The organism is Amycolatopsis saalfeldensis, assembly GCF_900110575.1.
Taxonomy (GTDB): Bacteria; Actinomycetota; Actinomycetes; order Mycobacteriales; family Pseudonocardiaceae; genus Amycolatopsis; species Amycolatopsis saalfeldensis.
This window is the reverse complement of sequence record NZ_FOEF01000004.1, coordinates 239,671-254,198: the sequence shown is the minus strand read 5'-3', so window position 1 is coordinate 254,198 and position 14,528 is coordinate 239,671. Positions and strand designations below refer to the sequence as shown.

14 protein-coding genes and 1 pseudogene are annotated in these 14,528 nt (G+C 71.9%); 1 reads left to right on the top strand and 14 read right to left on the bottom strand.

The window, feature by feature from the left end:
* Nucleotides 1-75: 75 nt before the first annotated feature.
* The 4 genes and pseudogenes from ileS to BMY97_RS49105 form a co-directional block, all read right to left on the bottom strand.
* Complete coding sequence (gene ileS / locus BMY97_RS12000) at nucleotides 76-3,255, bottom strand: isoleucine--tRNA ligase (RefSeq protein WP_091617092.1); 3,180 nt, start codon at nucleotides 3,253-3,255, stop codon at nucleotides 76-78.
* A gap of 287 nt (nucleotides 3,256-3,542) precedes the next feature.
* Complete coding sequence (locus tag BMY97_RS11995; RefSeq protein ID WP_091616822.1) at nucleotides 3,543-4,145, bottom strand: dihydrofolate reductase family protein; 603 nt, start codon at nucleotides 4,143-4,145, stop codon at nucleotides 3,543-3,545.
* A 40-nt stretch (nucleotides 4,146-4,185) separates the two neighbouring features.
* The gene (locus tag BMY97_RS49110; protein WP_281246898.1) at nucleotides 4,186-4,779 is read right to left on the bottom strand and encodes an MFS transporter; all 594 of its coding nucleotides are present in this window, start codon (nucleotides 4,777-4,779) and stop codon (nucleotides 4,186-4,188) included.
* A 157-nt stretch (nucleotides 4,780-4,936) separates the two neighbouring features.
* A pseudogene (locus BMY97_RS49105) lies at nucleotides 4,937-5,524 on the bottom strand (MFS transporter); the annotation flags it as partial.
* Between the two features lie 101 nt (nucleotides 5,525-5,625).
* Here BMY97_RS49105 and BMY97_RS11985 point away from each other — a divergent pair.
* A complete protein-coding gene (locus tag BMY97_RS11985; RefSeq protein ID WP_091616820.1) occupies nucleotides 5,626-6,372 on the top strand; it encodes an ArsR/SmtB family transcription factor in 747 nt (248 codons plus the stop codon).
* A 13-nt stretch (nucleotides 6,373-6,385) separates the two neighbouring features.
* Here the strand turns inward: BMY97_RS11985 and BMY97_RS11980 are convergent, their stop codons facing one another.
* The 10 genes from BMY97_RS11980 to BMY97_RS11935 all read right to left on the bottom strand — a co-directional run bounded on the left by BMY97_RS11980 (nucleotide 6,386) and on the right by BMY97_RS11935 (nucleotide 14,524).
* Nucleotides 6,386-7,063 (bottom strand): hypothetical protein, encoded by a 678-nt coding sequence (locus tag BMY97_RS11980; RefSeq protein WP_091616818.1) that lies wholly within the window; start codon nucleotides 7,061-7,063, stop codon nucleotides 6,386-6,388.
* A gap of 190 nt (nucleotides 7,064-7,253) precedes the next feature.
* Nucleotides 7,254-8,105: a DivIVA-like cell division protein Wag31 gene (gene wag31, locus BMY97_RS11975; RefSeq protein ID WP_091616816.1), complete on the bottom strand. Its 852-nt coding sequence runs from the start codon at nucleotides 8,103-8,105 to the stop codon at nucleotides 7,254-7,256.
* A gap of 52 nt (nucleotides 8,106-8,157) precedes the next feature.
* On the bottom strand, nucleotides 8,158-8,433 hold the full coding sequence (locus tag BMY97_RS11970) for a YggT family protein (protein WP_091616814.1): 276 nt from the start codon (nucleotides 8,431-8,433) through the stop codon (nucleotides 8,158-8,160).
* A gap of 114 nt (nucleotides 8,434-8,547) precedes the next feature.
* Nucleotides 8,548-9,141: a cell division protein SepF gene (locus BMY97_RS11965; RefSeq protein WP_091616812.1), complete on the bottom strand. Its 594-nt coding sequence runs from the start codon at nucleotides 9,139-9,141 to the stop codon at nucleotides 8,548-8,550.
* An 80-nt stretch (nucleotides 9,142-9,221) separates the two neighbouring features.
* Nucleotides 9,222-9,953: a YggS family pyridoxal phosphate-dependent enzyme gene (locus BMY97_RS11960; protein ID WP_091616810.1), complete on the bottom strand. Its 732-nt coding sequence runs from the start codon at nucleotides 9,951-9,953 to the stop codon at nucleotides 9,222-9,224.
* 46 nt (nucleotides 9,954-9,999) lie between these two features.
* Nucleotides 10,000-10,707: a peptidoglycan editing factor PgeF gene (gene pgeF, locus BMY97_RS11955; protein ID WP_091616808.1), complete on the bottom strand. Its 708-nt coding sequence runs from the start codon at nucleotides 10,705-10,707 to the stop codon at nucleotides 10,000-10,002.
* A gap of 119 nt (nucleotides 10,708-10,826) precedes the next feature.
* Complete coding sequence (gene ftsZ / locus BMY97_RS11950; RefSeq protein ID WP_091616806.1) at nucleotides 10,827-12,128, bottom strand: cell division protein FtsZ; 1,302 nt, start codon at nucleotides 12,126-12,128, stop codon at nucleotides 10,827-10,829.
* Between the two features lie 242 nt (nucleotides 12,129-12,370).
* The gene (locus BMY97_RS11945; RefSeq protein WP_091616804.1) at nucleotides 12,371-13,135 is read right to left on the bottom strand and encodes an anti-sigma factor; all 765 of its coding nucleotides are present in this window, start codon (nucleotides 13,133-13,135) and stop codon (nucleotides 12,371-12,373) included.
* On the bottom strand, nucleotides 13,132-13,752 hold the full coding sequence (gene sigK / locus BMY97_RS11940; RefSeq protein WP_091616802.1) for an ECF RNA polymerase sigma factor SigK: 621 nt from the start codon (nucleotides 13,750-13,752) through the stop codon (nucleotides 13,132-13,134). Before sigK ends, BMY97_RS11945 begins: the two co-directional genes overlap by 4 nt.
* On the bottom strand, nucleotides 13,745-14,524 hold the full coding sequence (locus BMY97_RS11935) for a DUF1365 domain-containing protein (protein WP_091617091.1): 780 nt from the start codon (nucleotides 14,522-14,524) through the stop codon (nucleotides 13,745-13,747). Before BMY97_RS11935 ends, sigK begins: the two co-directional genes overlap by 8 nt.
* Nucleotides 14,525-14,528 lie beyond the last annotated feature (4 nt).

Below are 14,528 nucleotides of genomic sequence, written 5' to 3'. Positions count from 1 at the left end.
TAACAATGGCCAGCACTGGAGGGAAAGCGGCCTTCCCGACGCCGATTCGTGACCGGCGCCGGGAAGAGGCCGGGGTCAGGCCTTGGCGACCGCCACGCGCACCTTCACGCCTTCGCCGACCGTGCCCTCGAAGCCGCCGGGCGCCTCGCCGTAGGACACCGCCGTGGCCAGCGTCTCGGCGGCCACGAACTCCTCGTGCTTGCGGATGGCCGCGACCGTCGCCTCCGGCGCGTCGATCACCAGCGTGATGCGGTCCGCGACGTCGAGGTCCGCGTCGCGCCGGGCCTGCTGCACCACGCGCACCAGGTCACGGGCCACGCCCTCGTCGGCGAGGTCGGCAGTGACCTCGGTGTCGAGCACGACCAGGCCGCTCCCGCCGGGCAGCTCGGCCGCCGCGCCGCCGTCCTTGGCGACCAGACGGCGGTCGTACTCGCTGTCGAGCAGCTCGACGCCCGCGGCCACGACCGCGCCGCCGGGGCCGGTGGTCCAGTCGCCCGCCTTGACCGCCTTGATCACCTGCTGCACGGCCTTGCCCAGCCGCGGCCCGGCCGCCCGCGCGTTGACCGCTACCTCGAACTCGCCGTGCGCGGCCACGTCGGCGGTCAGCTCGACGGACTTGACGTTCACCTCGTCGCGCAGGATGTCGGTGAACTCGCGCAGCGCCTCGACGTCGCCCGCCGCCACCACCAGCCGCGCCAGCGGCAGCCGCACGCGCAGCTTGTTCGCCTTGCGCAGGGAAAGCGCCGAAGACGCCACCTGGCGCACCCGGTCCATCGCGGTCACCAATGCCGCGTCCGAAGGCAGGTCGAGCGCGTTCGGCCAGTCGGTCAGGTGCACCGAGCGGCCGCCGGTCAGCCCGCGCCACACCGTCTCCGTGGTCAGCGGCAGCAGCGGCGCGACCACGCGGCAGGTCACCTCGAGCACGGTGTGCAGGGTGTCGATCGCGTCCTGCTCCCCCGCCCAGAAGCGGTCCCGCGAGCGCCGGACGTACCAGTTCGTGAGCACCTCGAGGAAGTCGCGGACGGTCTGGCAGGCGCCGGCGATGTCGTAGTTGTCCAGCGCGTACTCGACGTCGGTGACCAGCTCGTGGGTCTTGGCCAGCACGTACCGGTCGAGCAGGTGCGTGGAATCCGTGCGCCACTTGCCGTCCACGCCCTCGGCGTTCGCGTACAGGGCCAGGAAGTAGTACGAGTTCCACAGCGGCAGCACGGCCTGGCGCACGGCGTCGCGGATGCCCCGGTCGGTGACGACCAGGTTGCCGCCGCGCAGGATCGGGCTCGCCATCAGGTACCAGCGCATGGCGTCGGAGCCGTCGCGCTCGAACACCTCGTTGACGTCCGGGTAGTTCCGCAGCGACTTGGACATCTTCTGCCCGTCGGAGCCCAGCACGATGCCGTGAGAGATGCAGGTGCGGAACGCCGGCCGGTCGAACAGCGCGGTGGCGAGCACGTGCAGCAGGTAGAACCAGCCGCGCGTCTGGCCGATGTACTCCACGATGAAGTCGCTCGGGTAGTGGTGCTCGAACCACTCGGCGTTCTCGAACGGGTAATGCACCTGGGCGTACGGCATCGAGCCCGAGTCGAACCAGACGTCGAGCACCTCGGGCACCCGGCGCATGGTCGAGTTCCCGGTCGGGTCGTCCGGGTTCGGCCGCGTCAGCTCGTCGATGTAGGGCCGGTGCAGGTTGTCCAGGCGCACGCCGAAGTCGCGCTCCAGCTCGTCGAGCGAGCCGTACACGTCCGTGCGCGGGTACGCCGGGTCGTCGGACTGCCACACCGGGATCGGCGAGCCCCAGTAGCGGTTGCGGGAGATCGACCAGTCGATGGCGTTCTCCAGCCACTTGCCGAACTGGCCGTCCTTGACGTTGCCCGGGTACCAGGTGATCTGCTGGTTCAGCTCGACCATCCGGTCCTTGAACTGCGTCACCGCGACGAACCACGAGGAAACGGCGCGGTAGATCAGCGGGTTCCGGCAGCGCCAGCAGTGCGGGTACGAGTGGTCGTAGGTCTCGTGGCGCAGCAGCACCGCGCCTTGGCGGGCCGCGGAACCGGTGCCGTTCTTGAGGTCCCGGACGATCTCGGCGTTGGCGTCGAAGACCTGCTGACCCTCGTAGTCGGGCACGGTGGCGTCGAACTTGCCGTGCGCGTCGACCGGCGTCACCGGGGTGATCCCGGCGGCGTCGGTGACCACCTTGTCCTCCGCGCCGTAGGCGGGAGCGATGTGCACGGCACCGGTGCCGTCCTCGGTGGTGACGTAGTCCGCGGACAGCACCCGGTGCGCGTTCTCCGTGCCGACGAAGTACGGGAACGGCGGGGCGTAACGGTTTCCGAGCAGCTGCGCCCCGGTGTAGCGCGCCACCACGGCCGGCTCCTCGCCCAGCTCGCGCGAGTACGCGGCGACCCGCGCCTCGGCGAGCAGGAACCGCTTGCCGGGCAGGTTCTCACTTTCCACCACGACGTAGTCCACCTCGGGGTGCACCGCGGTGGCCAGGTTGGACGGCAGCGTCCACGGGGTGGTCGTCCAGATCAGCAGGTAGGTGCCGTCGAGCTCGTTCCCGTTGCCCTCCAGGCGGAAGCCGACGGTGACCGCCGGGTCCTGGCGGTTGCGGTAGACGTCCGCGTCCATGCCCAGCTCGTGGTTGGACAGCGGGGTCGCGTCCCGCCAGCAGTAGGGCAGCACGCGGTAGCCCTCGTAGACGAGTCCCTTGTCCCACAACTGCTTGAACGCCCAGAGCACCGACTCCATGTAGGTGACGTCGAGCGTTTTGTAGTCGTTTTCGAAGTCCACCCAGCGGGCCTGGCGGGTGACGTAGTCCTGCCACTCGTCGGTGTAGCGCAGCACGGACTCGCGCGAAGCCTCGTTGAACTTCGCGATGCCCATCTCTTCGATCTCGGTGGTCTCGGTGATGCCGAGCTGGCGCATCGCCTCGAGCTCGGCGGGCAGGCCGTGGGTGTCCCAGCCGAACCGGCGCTCGACGTGGTTGCCCTTCATCGTCCGGTAGCGCGGGACGATGTCCTTGACGTAGCCGGTGAGCAGGTGGCCGTAGTGCGGCAGGCCGTTCGCGAAGGGCGGGCCGTCGTAGAAGACGAACTCGTTGTCGCCGTTCGCCCCGGCCGGGCGCTGGTCGATCGACGCCTGGAACGTCCGGTCGCTCTCCCAGTATTCGAGGACGCGCTGCTCCAGCGCGGGGAACGAGGGCTGGGACGGGACGGCGTTCGTTCCGGCCGCTCCGTCCAGCTGGGCCTGGGGGTACATCCGGGTGCGCTCCTTGCGTTCGTCGCTCGCGTACGGACGGCCGGTGCCACACCGGTCATCCACACGGGGACGAGACGCTCGCACGCCACGCGGTACCACCCCGCTTGCCCGGGGCGAACCTCCGCTCCGGGCCACTCGTGGACGGCTGTCACGGGCCGCACCCGTCCGGGTCTACTGGGGGCGCGCCGCGCCCTGTTCTTCCGGAGGCTCCCCGGTGATGGCCGGATCAGCGCCTTGCTGACTCCAGGTTAGCTGGCGGGCGCAAGCGGGTTGGCGGTGACCCGGCGTCACCGCGCGCTCCCGCTGTCTCGACGGTCGTAATGCGTGATGAGGACTCCTCGGGTGGTGACGACGCTCCGGGTGAGGGTGAACTCGGTGCGGGGCGCCACGCCGTCGAACAGGCGGGTGCCGGAGCCGAGGGTCACCGGGTGGATCAGGAGCGTGTAGTGGTCGATCAGGCCGGCCGCGTGCAGCCCGCGCACGAGCGAGGCGCTGCCGATGACCGACAGGTCGTTGCCGGACCGGGCTTTCAGCTCGGCCACGGTCCGGGTGGCGTCGCCGCGCAGCAGCACGGAGTTCGGCCACGCGCCGGCGTCCTCGAGGGTGGTCGAGGCGACGTACTTGGTCGCGGCGTTCAGATGGGTGGTGAACGGGTTGCCGTCGTCGCGGGGTCCCCACGCGGTGCTGAAGTCCTGCCAGGTGCGCCGGCCGAGCAGCATGTCCCCTGGCCGGCTCATGCCCTGGCCCATCTCCCGGGCCAGCACCTCGTCCTGGTACCCGGTGCCCCACCCGCCGTGGGGGAAACCGCCGCGGGTGTCCTCGTCCGCACGGCCGGGGCCCTGCACGACGCCGTCGAGAGTGACGCTCATGGTGACGCTGATCGAACGCATCGGTTTTCCCTCCGCTCGCGCGGGCCGGATGGGCGGCCCGTCACCCCCTACACGAACGGCGGCCGCCCGGATCGACATCGGCCGGTGCGGGCATTCGGGACACAGCCAGACGGCGGGGCTGGGTCGCCAACGTGAGCGCCGCGGCAGCGAGCCAGAGCGCCGCGGCCACCACCCCGAGCACGTGCAGGCCGTGCACGAACTCGCCGCGGGCGGCCGGTTCTCCTGCCACCGCACCGAAAACGGCCACGCCGAGCGCGCCGCCGGCCTGTCGCGCGGTGTTGTTGACCCCGCTCGCGACGCCCGCGCTCGACGAAGGCACGTCCGCCACCGCGGCGGTGACGACGGCGGCGGTGAGCAGCCCCATGCCGAGCCCGAGGCCGAGCAGCGTCGGCAGCACGGTCGGGTACCCGCTCGCGGTCCCGATCCGCAGCAGGTTCAGCAGGCCCAGCGCGCCGAGCAGGAGCCCGGCCACCATCAGCGGCCGCGGGCCGAACCGGCCGGTGAGCCGTCCGCTCAGCGGGCCGAGCACCGACAGCGGGACGAACAGCGGCAGCACGGCCAGCGCGGCGCCGAGCGGGGACGCGCCGAGCACCCGCTGGAGGTAGAGCGTCAGCACGAGGACCGCGAAGCCCAAAGAACGCCACGGCGGACACCAGGTTCGCGCCGATCGTCGCCGGTGAGCGCAGCACGTCGAACGGCAGCATCGGCTCCCGCGCGCGGCGTTCGACGGCGGCGAACGCGAGGGCGGCGGCGACCGCGAGCACCGCGACGAGGGGCTGCCCGGCGATCACCGCGTACGTGCCGGAGCCGAGCGCGACCGCGGCGGTCACGGCGCCCGGCAGGTCGACGCGGCCCGGTTTCCGGACGCCCGGCGGGACGAGCCGGCGCGTGGCGACCATCGCGACCGCGGCGATCGGCACGTTGAGCCAGAACACCGGCCGCCAGCCGGCCAGTGAGACGAGCACGCCGCCCAGCAGCGGGCCCGCCGGCAGCGCGAGCGCCGACACCCCCGCCCAGACGCCCAGCGCACGAGCGCGTTCACGCCGTTCGGGAAAGGCCGCGGTGATCACGGCGAGAGTCCCGGGCAGCAGCAACGCGGCGCCGGCCCCCTGCGCGGCGCGGGCCGCGACCAGCCACGCGGCGCTGCCCGCGAGACCGCACAGCGCGGAAGCCGCGCCGAACACCGCGAGCCCGGTGAGCACCACCCCGCGATGCCCCAGTGCGTCGCCGAGCGCGCCGCCGGTGAGCAACAGCGCGGCGAGCACCACGGAGTAGCCGTCGACCACCCATTGCAGCTGCGCGAGCCCGGCGTTCAGCTCGGCGCCGATCGTGGGCAGGGCGACGTTGACGACGGTGACATCGAGTTGCACCAGGAACATCCCGGCGCACATGGTGATCAGGACGGCGGATCGCATGGTCCCCAGTGGACCGCGCGAAAACTTCCGTCGCGGTGGAAGTGTGCCGGGTGCACCCTGGGGGCATGCTCGAAGGAGACGCCGACATCGCCCGCACCGCCGCGCTGTTCGCCGACCGGGCGCGGGTGCGCGTGCTGCTGGCGCTCGCGGACGGCCGTTCACTGGCCGCGTCCGTGCTCGCGGCCGAAGCCGGCCTTTCGGCGCAGGGGGTCAGCGCGCACCTGGCCAAACTGCTCGACGCGGGCCTGCTCACCGCGGAACGCTCCGGGCGGCACCGGTTCTACCGGCTCGCCGGCCCGGCGCCGGAACTCCTGGAGACGCTGGCGCGATTCTCCCCCGCCCGGCCGGTGCGTTCGCTGAAGGAGGGCACGCGGGCGGAGGCCCTTCGGTCCGCGCGGACCTGTTACGACCACGTCGCCGGACGGCTGGGCGTCGCCGTCACCGCGGCCTTGCTGGAGCGGGACGCCTTGGTCACCGTGGATGGCCGGCCGGACACGACGCGTCGCGACGGGGACCGGATTTCCGCACAGCTCAAGGAACATCCGTACGCACTGGGCCCGGCCGCCGGGACCGTGTTCGGCGCGCTGGGGGTGGACCTCGCCGCGGTGTCCGCGAGCCGCCGCCCACTGCTGCGCTTCTGCCTCGACTGGAGCGAGCAGCGCCACCACCTGGCGGGCGCGCTGGGCGCGGCGCTGACCGGCCGGCTGCTGGACGCGGGCTGGCTGCGCCGCCGCGCGGAGGCCCACCGAGCCGTCCGCCTCACCCCGGAGGGCGCGGTCGCTCTGCGTGACGTGCTGGGTGTGACGATCTGAGGAAAGCGCGGCTTCAGCGGTGGGCGGCGGCGAGCACGGCGTCCGGGCCGCAGCGGGCGCACGGGGTGAAGCCGAGCTGCCGGGCCTCGCCGACGGCGATCGGGATGGTGTCGCGGCCGGAGAGCCAGCCGCAGTCCACCAGGTGGTAGCGGGGGTACTCGTCGACGACGACCACCTCGTCCTCGAGGTCCGAGACGATCGCCAGATCGTCGGCGGCCGTCTCCTCCTCGCCGGGAGCGTTCTCACGGGCGGGATCCGCTTTGGTGATCTTGGTCGCGACAGCCGCGGCGGGCGCGGGCGAGTCCGCGGCAGTGGTCTCGGCAGCGGCCGGTTCGGGCTCGTCTTCCGGCTCGATCACCGGGTCCGGCACGTCCGCCGGATCGCCGAGTTCACCCGTGGAGGGGAGGAGAGCGGTCGCCTCCGCGTCTTCCTTGTCCGCGTCCTCGGCGGTGTCCCCGGCGTCCTTGGTGTCTTTTGCGTCCGCGCTGTCCTCGGCGTCGGCACTGTCCTCCGTGGACGGTTCGGCCGCGGCGGCCCGCTTGCGGCGGCGGAGCCAGTCGACGAGCAGGATCAGCCCGGCGAGCACCGACAGGCCGATGGAGACCCAGGCCCACAGCGAGGTGGCCGTGATGAGGGCCGTGACGAGCAGCGCGAGCGCCGCCAGCACCAGAACGAGGACGATGTAGAGCACGCTGAATTAGAGCACGAACCGGTGGAATACTCCGGTCACGAAACGCCCACGCCCCGTACTCCCGCAAGTGCTTTCCGTGGCGGGCACGACCGCGCGCACGGCGAAAGCCCCGCCGTCGCCGGGATCCGGCGGACGACGGGGCTGTCACACAGCGAGAACGTCACACAGCGAAACTGTCACACAACAAGACTCAGCCCGCTTCGGCCCGCGGGCCGAACGAGTAGCCCTGGCCGTTGCCGGAGCCGGCCGGCTGGCCCGAGTTCGACGAGGCCGAAGCCGGCGCCGCCGAACCACGGTCGTCGAGCTCACGCAGCTGGGACTCGAGGAATCCGCGCAGCCTCGTGCGGTACTCCCGCTCGATCGTGCGCAGCTCCTCGATCTTCTTGCCCAGAGCGCCCTTCTCGGCGTTCAGGTTGTTCATCGTCTCGGTGTACTTGCGCTGCGACTCGCGTTCCATCGTGGTCGCCTTGTCACGGGCCTGACGCTCCAGCGTCTCGGCCCGCGTGCGCGCGTCGTTCAGCATGGTCTCGGCCCGCGTGCGGGCTTCGTTGACCATCGAGTCGGACTTCGCCCTGGCATCGGAGAGCAGCTGCTCGGACTTGGTCCGAGCCTCCGCCAGCATGCCGTCGGACTCGGTCTTGGCCTCGGCGGTCAGCCGGTCGGCCATCTCCTGGGCCAGGCCGAGGACCTTGGCGGCCTGGACGTTCGGCTCGCCACTGTCACCACCGACCATCGAATGGGCCTGTGTCTGCTCCATCGCCGAAGCGGGGGGCGGCACGGGCGCCAGACGGCGGGAGGGCTCTTCCCGCACCGGCGGTGGACCGCTCACCTTCGCGTTCTCGAGCTCACCGCGGGTCGATTCCAGCTCGTTGTCGAGCTGTTCGACCTGCTGCCGCAGCTCGTTGTTGTCCTCGATCAACCGGGCAAGCTCGGTCTCCACCAGGTCGAGGAACGCGTCCACCTCGTCCTCGTTGTAGCCCCTCTTGCCGATGGGCGGCTTGCTGAACGCGACGTTATGCACGTCAGCGGGGGTCAACGACATCAGATCACCTCACGCACTCCATGGCCTGCAGGGTCCACCCAAGTTTCCCCGATCACCTGGGAGTTGCCAGTTGCATCGCAAAGAACACAACCAACAGCAGCACCATAATCGATAAGTCCAGTCCCATCCCGCCGATCCGAACCATCGGGATCATTCGTCTGAACAGACGAACCGGCGGGTCGGTCACTGTGTAGATGGTCTCGAGCGTGACCGCAACCCCTCCGGCGGGACGCCACTCACGCGCGAAGGTGCGCACAAGCTCGATCACGATACGCGCCGTCAAGAGCAGCCAGAAGGCGAACAGCACGTACCAGACCACCAGCCACACAGCATTCACGCGACCACTCTAGCGGGGGACCCACGGAGAAGCCGCAGCCAGCGGCCGCGACATCCCATCGAGTCGACAAAATCACGTTCTGCTGCGCTCAGCGGTCCGGCCTGATCAGCCGCGCAGGAACAATCCGCCCTCGGCGATCCGCCTGCGGTCCTCAGCCGTCACGTCGACGTCCGGCGGTGAGAGAAGGAACACCTTGTTGGTGACCTTGTCCATCGAGCCCCGCAACGCGAAGGCGAGCCCCGCGGAGAAGTCGACGAGCCGCTTCGCGTCCGCGTTCTCCATCTCGGTGAGGTTGATGATCACCGGGATGCCCTCGCGGTAGTGCTCGCCGATCTGGCGCGCCTCGACGTAGCTCGTCATGTGCAGCGTCTTGATCCGGCTGAGCGCGTCGCGCGCCGGCGTCCGCACCGGCTCCGAAAGCGGGCGCAGCCGGGCGACCGGCTCGGGCTGGCGGTCGACGGCCAGCGCGCCGTGCGTGGTCGGCTCGGCCGTGACCGACCGTGACCGGGACCGCGGCGCGGGCTCGTCGTACGTGTCATCGGCCTCGCGGTACCGTGACCTGGATCGTGCCGGCGGCTCGTCGTAGGTGTCGTACTCGTCGTCGTAACCACGGCGGTACTCTTCGTCCTCGACCTCGTAGCCGTCTTCGTCTGCGGGCACCATCCCGAAGTAGGCCTTCAGCTTCTGCAGCGCGCTCATGCCTCTCCCTAGCCCTAGCCGCTCCCGCACCGTGCTACCCCACCCGGCCGCACACGAAACGTGACGGCCACGCGGACTCCCTACGGCGAGGCTAAACCGCGCCCACCGAGCAGCGCGGTTCCGACACGCACACAGGTCGAGCCGTGCGTGATCGCCTGTTCGAGATCATGGCTCATTCCGGCGGAGACTTCTACGGCATTCGGGTGATCTTCACGCAGCCGCCCCGATGCCTGGACCAGGCGGGCGAACGCGCGGTCCGGGTCCTCGCCGAGGGGGGCCACGGCCATCACGCCGCGCAGTCGCAACTCCCCCACACGGGCGATGTGGTCGGCGAGCGCGGCGAGGTCGCCGAGCGGCGTCCCGCCCCGCGCGGGGTCACCGTCGAGGCTCACCTGGATCAGCACGTCGAGCGGCTCGGCGCGCTCCCCCGCCTCCTGTGCGTGACCGACGGCCCGGCCGAGCGCGTCGGCCAGCCGGGCGGAGTCGACCGACTGGACCTCGGCCGCCCACCGGACCACGGAGCGGGCCTTGTTGCGCTGCAGGCTGCCGACCATGTGCCAGCGCGGCGCCGCGTCCGGGCGCAGCCGGGCCACCTCGGCCGCCTTCGGCCCGGCCTCCTGGTCGCGGTTCTCCGCGAGCTGCGTCAGGCCGAGGTCGGTGAGCAGGGCGGCGTCGGCCGCCGGGAAGGTCTTGGTGACGCCGAGCAGGCGCACCTCGCCGCGGGCCCGGCCGGCGGCCGCGCAGGCGGCGGCGATCCGCTCCTCGACCGCCTTGAGGGAAGCGGCCAGCTCGCCCTGGCGGTCGTCCGTCATCGGGCACCCCCGCCGGACCACTGTGGACACACGACGGCCGCTCCGCTCACTGGGCCTCCAGCCAGGTGATGCCCGCGATCCGGCCGGTGGTGCCGTCGCGGCGGTAGCTGAACAGCGTCTTGTCCTCCGCGGTGCAGCGCGGGTCCACGCCGATCTTGCCGACGCCGTGGTCGGCGAGCTGCCGCCACAGCCCCGCGCGCAGGTCGAGGCCCGGCGTGCCCTTGCGGGTCTTGGCCGCGCTGCCGGGAACGTGCTTCTCGACGTCGGCCGCCATCTCCGCGGGCACCTCGTAGCAGTCGCCGCAGATGGCCGGGCCCAGCAGGGCCTCGGTGCGGCCGGGTTCGGCGCCCAGCTCGCGCATCGCCGCCAGCGCCGCGGGAACCACGCCGACGCGCGCGCCGACCCGTCCCGCGTGGACTGCCGCGACGACGCCGGCCTCGGGGTCGGCCAGCAGGACCGGCACGCAGTCGGCGACGAGCACCACGAGCGCGACGCCGGGCTCGGCCGTCACGAGCGCGTCGGTCGCCTCGGCCGCGGCGGTCTCGGTGCCGTCGACGATCGTCGCCGTGCGGCCGTGCACCTGCTCCATCCAGGCCAGCCGGTCCTCGGCCAGGCCCAGCTCAGTGGCCAGCCGCTTGCGGTTGGCGAAGACGTCGCCGTCCTCGTCACCGACATGGCCGCCGAGGTTGAAGGTGTCGTACGGCGGGCGGGAAGCGCCGCCCGCCCTGGTCGTGACCACTCGTCGTACTCGCACCCGGCCATCCTCCCACTGCGTCGTCTTGGACCCAGGGTCGTTTCCCGCCCAGGGGCCACGAACGCGGCGAAGGCCACCTCGATCGGTCCGAGGTGGCCTTCGCCGCGGGAAAACGGTGCTTACCGGCGCATGAACGGCGGCACGTCGACCTCGTCGTCGGAGGGGTCGTCGTGCACCGTGGCCGGACGGCTGGGCAGGCTGCCGCCGTTGCCGGAGCCGATCGGCGAGTAGCCGCGCGAGCCGCCGCCCGGCTGGGGCAGGCCGCCCGGCGGGGTGCCGGGCTGCGGGAGCGGCGGGTGCGTGCGCGGCGGCGCGACCGGGTAGCCCGAGCCGCTCGAAGGCGGCACCGGCGTGGCCCCGGACGGCGGCGCGGCGAGCGGCTGCCCGTTGCCCACGTGCCCGGAGGTGGCGGTGGCCGTGCTGCCGCCCGAGCGCGAGCCGAACGCCGGCGGGTCGAGCTTCTTGTGCGTCGGCGCGCCCGCGTCGAAGCCGGCCGCGATCACGGTGACCCGGACCTCGTCACCGAGCGAGTCGTCGATGATCGTGCCGAAGATGATGTTCGCGTCCGGGTGCGCGGACTCCTGCACCAGCGAAGCGGCCTCGTTGATCTCGAACAGGCCGAGGTCGGAGCCGCCCGCGATGGACAGCAGCGCGCCGTGGGCGCCGTCCATGGACGCCTCCAGCAGCGGCGAGTTGATCGCCTTCTCCGCCGCCTGGATGGCGCGGCCCTCCCCGCGCGCCGAGCCGATGCCCATCAGCGCGGAGCCAGCGCCGGACATCACGCTCTTCACGTCGGCGAAGTCCAGGTTGATCAGGCCCGGCGTGGTGATCAGGTCGGTGATGCCCTGGACACCGGAGAGCAGCACCTCGTCGGCCGAGCGGAACGCGTCCATCAGGGACACGCCGATGTCGCCGAGCTGCAGCAGCCGGTCGTTCGGGATCACGATCAGCGTGTCGCACTCGTTGCGCAGCTGCTGGATGCCGTCCTCGGCCTGCTTGCCGCGGCGCTTGCCCTCGAAGGTGAACGGGCGGGTGACGACGCCTATGGTCAGCGCGCCCAGCTTGCGGGCGATCTGCGCGACCACGGGGGCGCCGCCGGTTCCGGTGCCACCGCCCTCGCCGGCCGTCACGAACACCATGTCGGCGCCCTTGATGACCTCTTCGATCTCTTCGCGGTGGTCCTCCGCGGCCTTCTGGCCCACTTCGGGCGCGGCGCCGGCGCCGAGGCCACGGGTGAGTTCGCGGCCGATGTCGAGCTTGACATCGGCGTCGGACATGAGCAGTGCCTGGGCGTCGGTGTTCACCGCGATGAACTCGACACCTTTGAGGCCGACCTCGATCATCCGGTTCACGGCGTTCACGCCGCCGCCGCCGATGCCGACGACCTTGATCACCGCAAGGTAGTTGTGCGGGGGCGTCATCGGGTCCGCCTTCCTGATCGTGATGTGCTCGTGCTGCCCGCCGGAGCCGCAACCCTCACCCTCAACTCGAGAATCAGAGTTATGTCAACCACCGGCGTTAGAGCAGGACGGTAGGCACCGGGCTGGCTCGAATCCAGTAGCCACGCCGTGTGCGGCAAAGGTGTTTTGCCACAACACGAACGCGGGCGCAAGAGCAGGGGCGCCGGCGAGGCGGCGCCCGGCGGTCTGCTACAGCCGGAAAATCACGCCGGCATCGGCAGCACGAGGACGACGTCGGACGACGGCTTCCCGGTGGGCGAGCCGCCGGCCTGCTCCACGCTGATCCCGACCTGGTCGGCGCGGCCGAGCCCGTCGGCCATGACGAGCGAGCCGTCCGGGCCGCCGGGCAGCAGGCCGACCGGGCGCGGCTCGACGCCCGGGCCCATCAGCCAGGCCTGGTAGACGTGCCCAGCCGGGTACGGCGGCAGGCCGTCTTCCAGGAACATCATGCGGTCGAGCTGCTTCGAGACCAGCACGGTCCCGCCGCCGCCACCGGACGCGGCCGTGTGCGCGGTCTTCACGTCCGGCGCGGCCAGCAGCTGCGACACCGGCTGGTAGCGGTCGCGGGCCTGCCCGAGCTGCTGCTGGGCGGTGGTCAGCTGGCCCTGGGTGTGCAGCGCGACGCCGCCGAACACCCCGGCCAGCGCGAGGCCGACGACCGCGGCGGCCGCGGCGACGCCCAGCGCCCAGCGACGGCGGGCGCGCGGCTCCTCCTGTGGCTCCGCCACGATGTCGGGCGGGAGCTGGCGGGTGGTGCGCATCGCCGCGAGCACGCGGTTCTTCAGCTCGGGCGGCGGCTCCTCGGCCATCGCCGCGCCGAGCCGTCCCGCGGTCGCCTGCAGTTCACGGACCTCCTGCGCGCAGGCTTCGCACTGCTCGAGGTGGCGGCGGAACTGCGCGCGCTCGATGTCCGACAGGGCGTCGAGCGCGTACGCACCGGTCAACGTGTGCATGTCCGGCGTCGTCATGCCGTCACCCCCAGGCAGTCGCGCAGCCGGATCAGCCCGTCACGCATCCTCGTCTTGATCGTCCCCTGCGGGGTCGCCAGCACGTCGGCGACCTCGCGGTAGGTGTAGCCCTGGTAGTAGGCCAGGAGCACGGACTCGCGCTGCAGCTCCGTGAGGAACTTCAGGCACCGCCGCACCTGCGAGCGCTCCAGGCTCGCGGTGACCGACTCGGCCACCTCGTCGAACGGGCGTTCCCTGGCCGCCTCGAACGTCGCCTTCTGCTCGCGTTCGGTGCTCGCCCGCGCGGAGCGGACCCGGTCCACGGCCCGGCGGTGGGCCAGGGTCATCGCCCAGTTCAGCGCGCTGCCCTTGTCGGCGGAGTAGCGGGTGGCCGTCTTCCACAGCTCGATCAGGACCTCCTGCGCCACCTCCTCGGACTGGGCGGTGTCGCGCACGATCCGGCGGACCAGGCCGTAGACCGGCCCGGACAGCTGGTCGTAGAGCAGCTCGAACGCGCGCTCGTCGCCCTTGGCGACCCGGCCCATCAGCTCCTCGGGCGTGGGCGCCGCCGGTGCGCCGGATTCGCCCGGCACGGGTGGCACGGCGGCCACCCGGCGCGGGCGGGCGGTCTCATCCATTCAGCTGTCCTCCGGAGTTCTGCGGGGTCCGGACGGCGATCGCCGCCTTGCGCCGCCACAGCGTGATGCCGTGGCGCCGGATCAGGGCCGACACCCGCTGCGGCTGCAGCGGCCTGCCGAGCACCACCCGGGCGAGCGAGCGGGGGTCCACGGGCCGCCGGACTCCCCTCAGCGTAGCGACCAATGGTGTCGTTTCACCCCGGTGCAGCGCCACGGTCAGGTCGAGCAGCGCTTCCGGGTGCGGCAGGCGCATCCGGTACTCGCCGTCCAGCTCCTGGAACGGGGACACGTAGAACTCCTTGTCCACAGTGGACCGGCCGTCGGCCCCGGGGCGCAGCAGGTAGGCGTGGCGGCCGCCGTAGGTGTTGTGCACCTCGGCCACCACGCACTCGAGCGCGCCGTCCGGGGTGTGGCACCAGTAGACGGTGATCGGGTTGAAGACGTAGCCCAGCACGCGCGCGGAGGCCAGCATCGTGACCGGCCCGCCGTGCAGGTTCACGCCGCGGACCGCGAGCCAGTCGTCCAGTTTGGACCGGATGGTGCCGCCGGCATCCGGCGCGAAGTGGTCGCGGGCGTCGAACCGGGCGAACGGCCGGAGCCACCACGGCAGCCGCGGGAGCCGGTCGAGGTCGGTGTGCCACAGGTACATCCGGTGCGCGAAGGCGTGTGGCGGGTCCGCGCTCCGGACGTGCCCGACCGTCGCGTCGTACAGGGCCGCGCCATGGAGGACGGCCCTGTCGAGGACGGTGCGGCCGGGGGCGGTCCGGTGCACGACG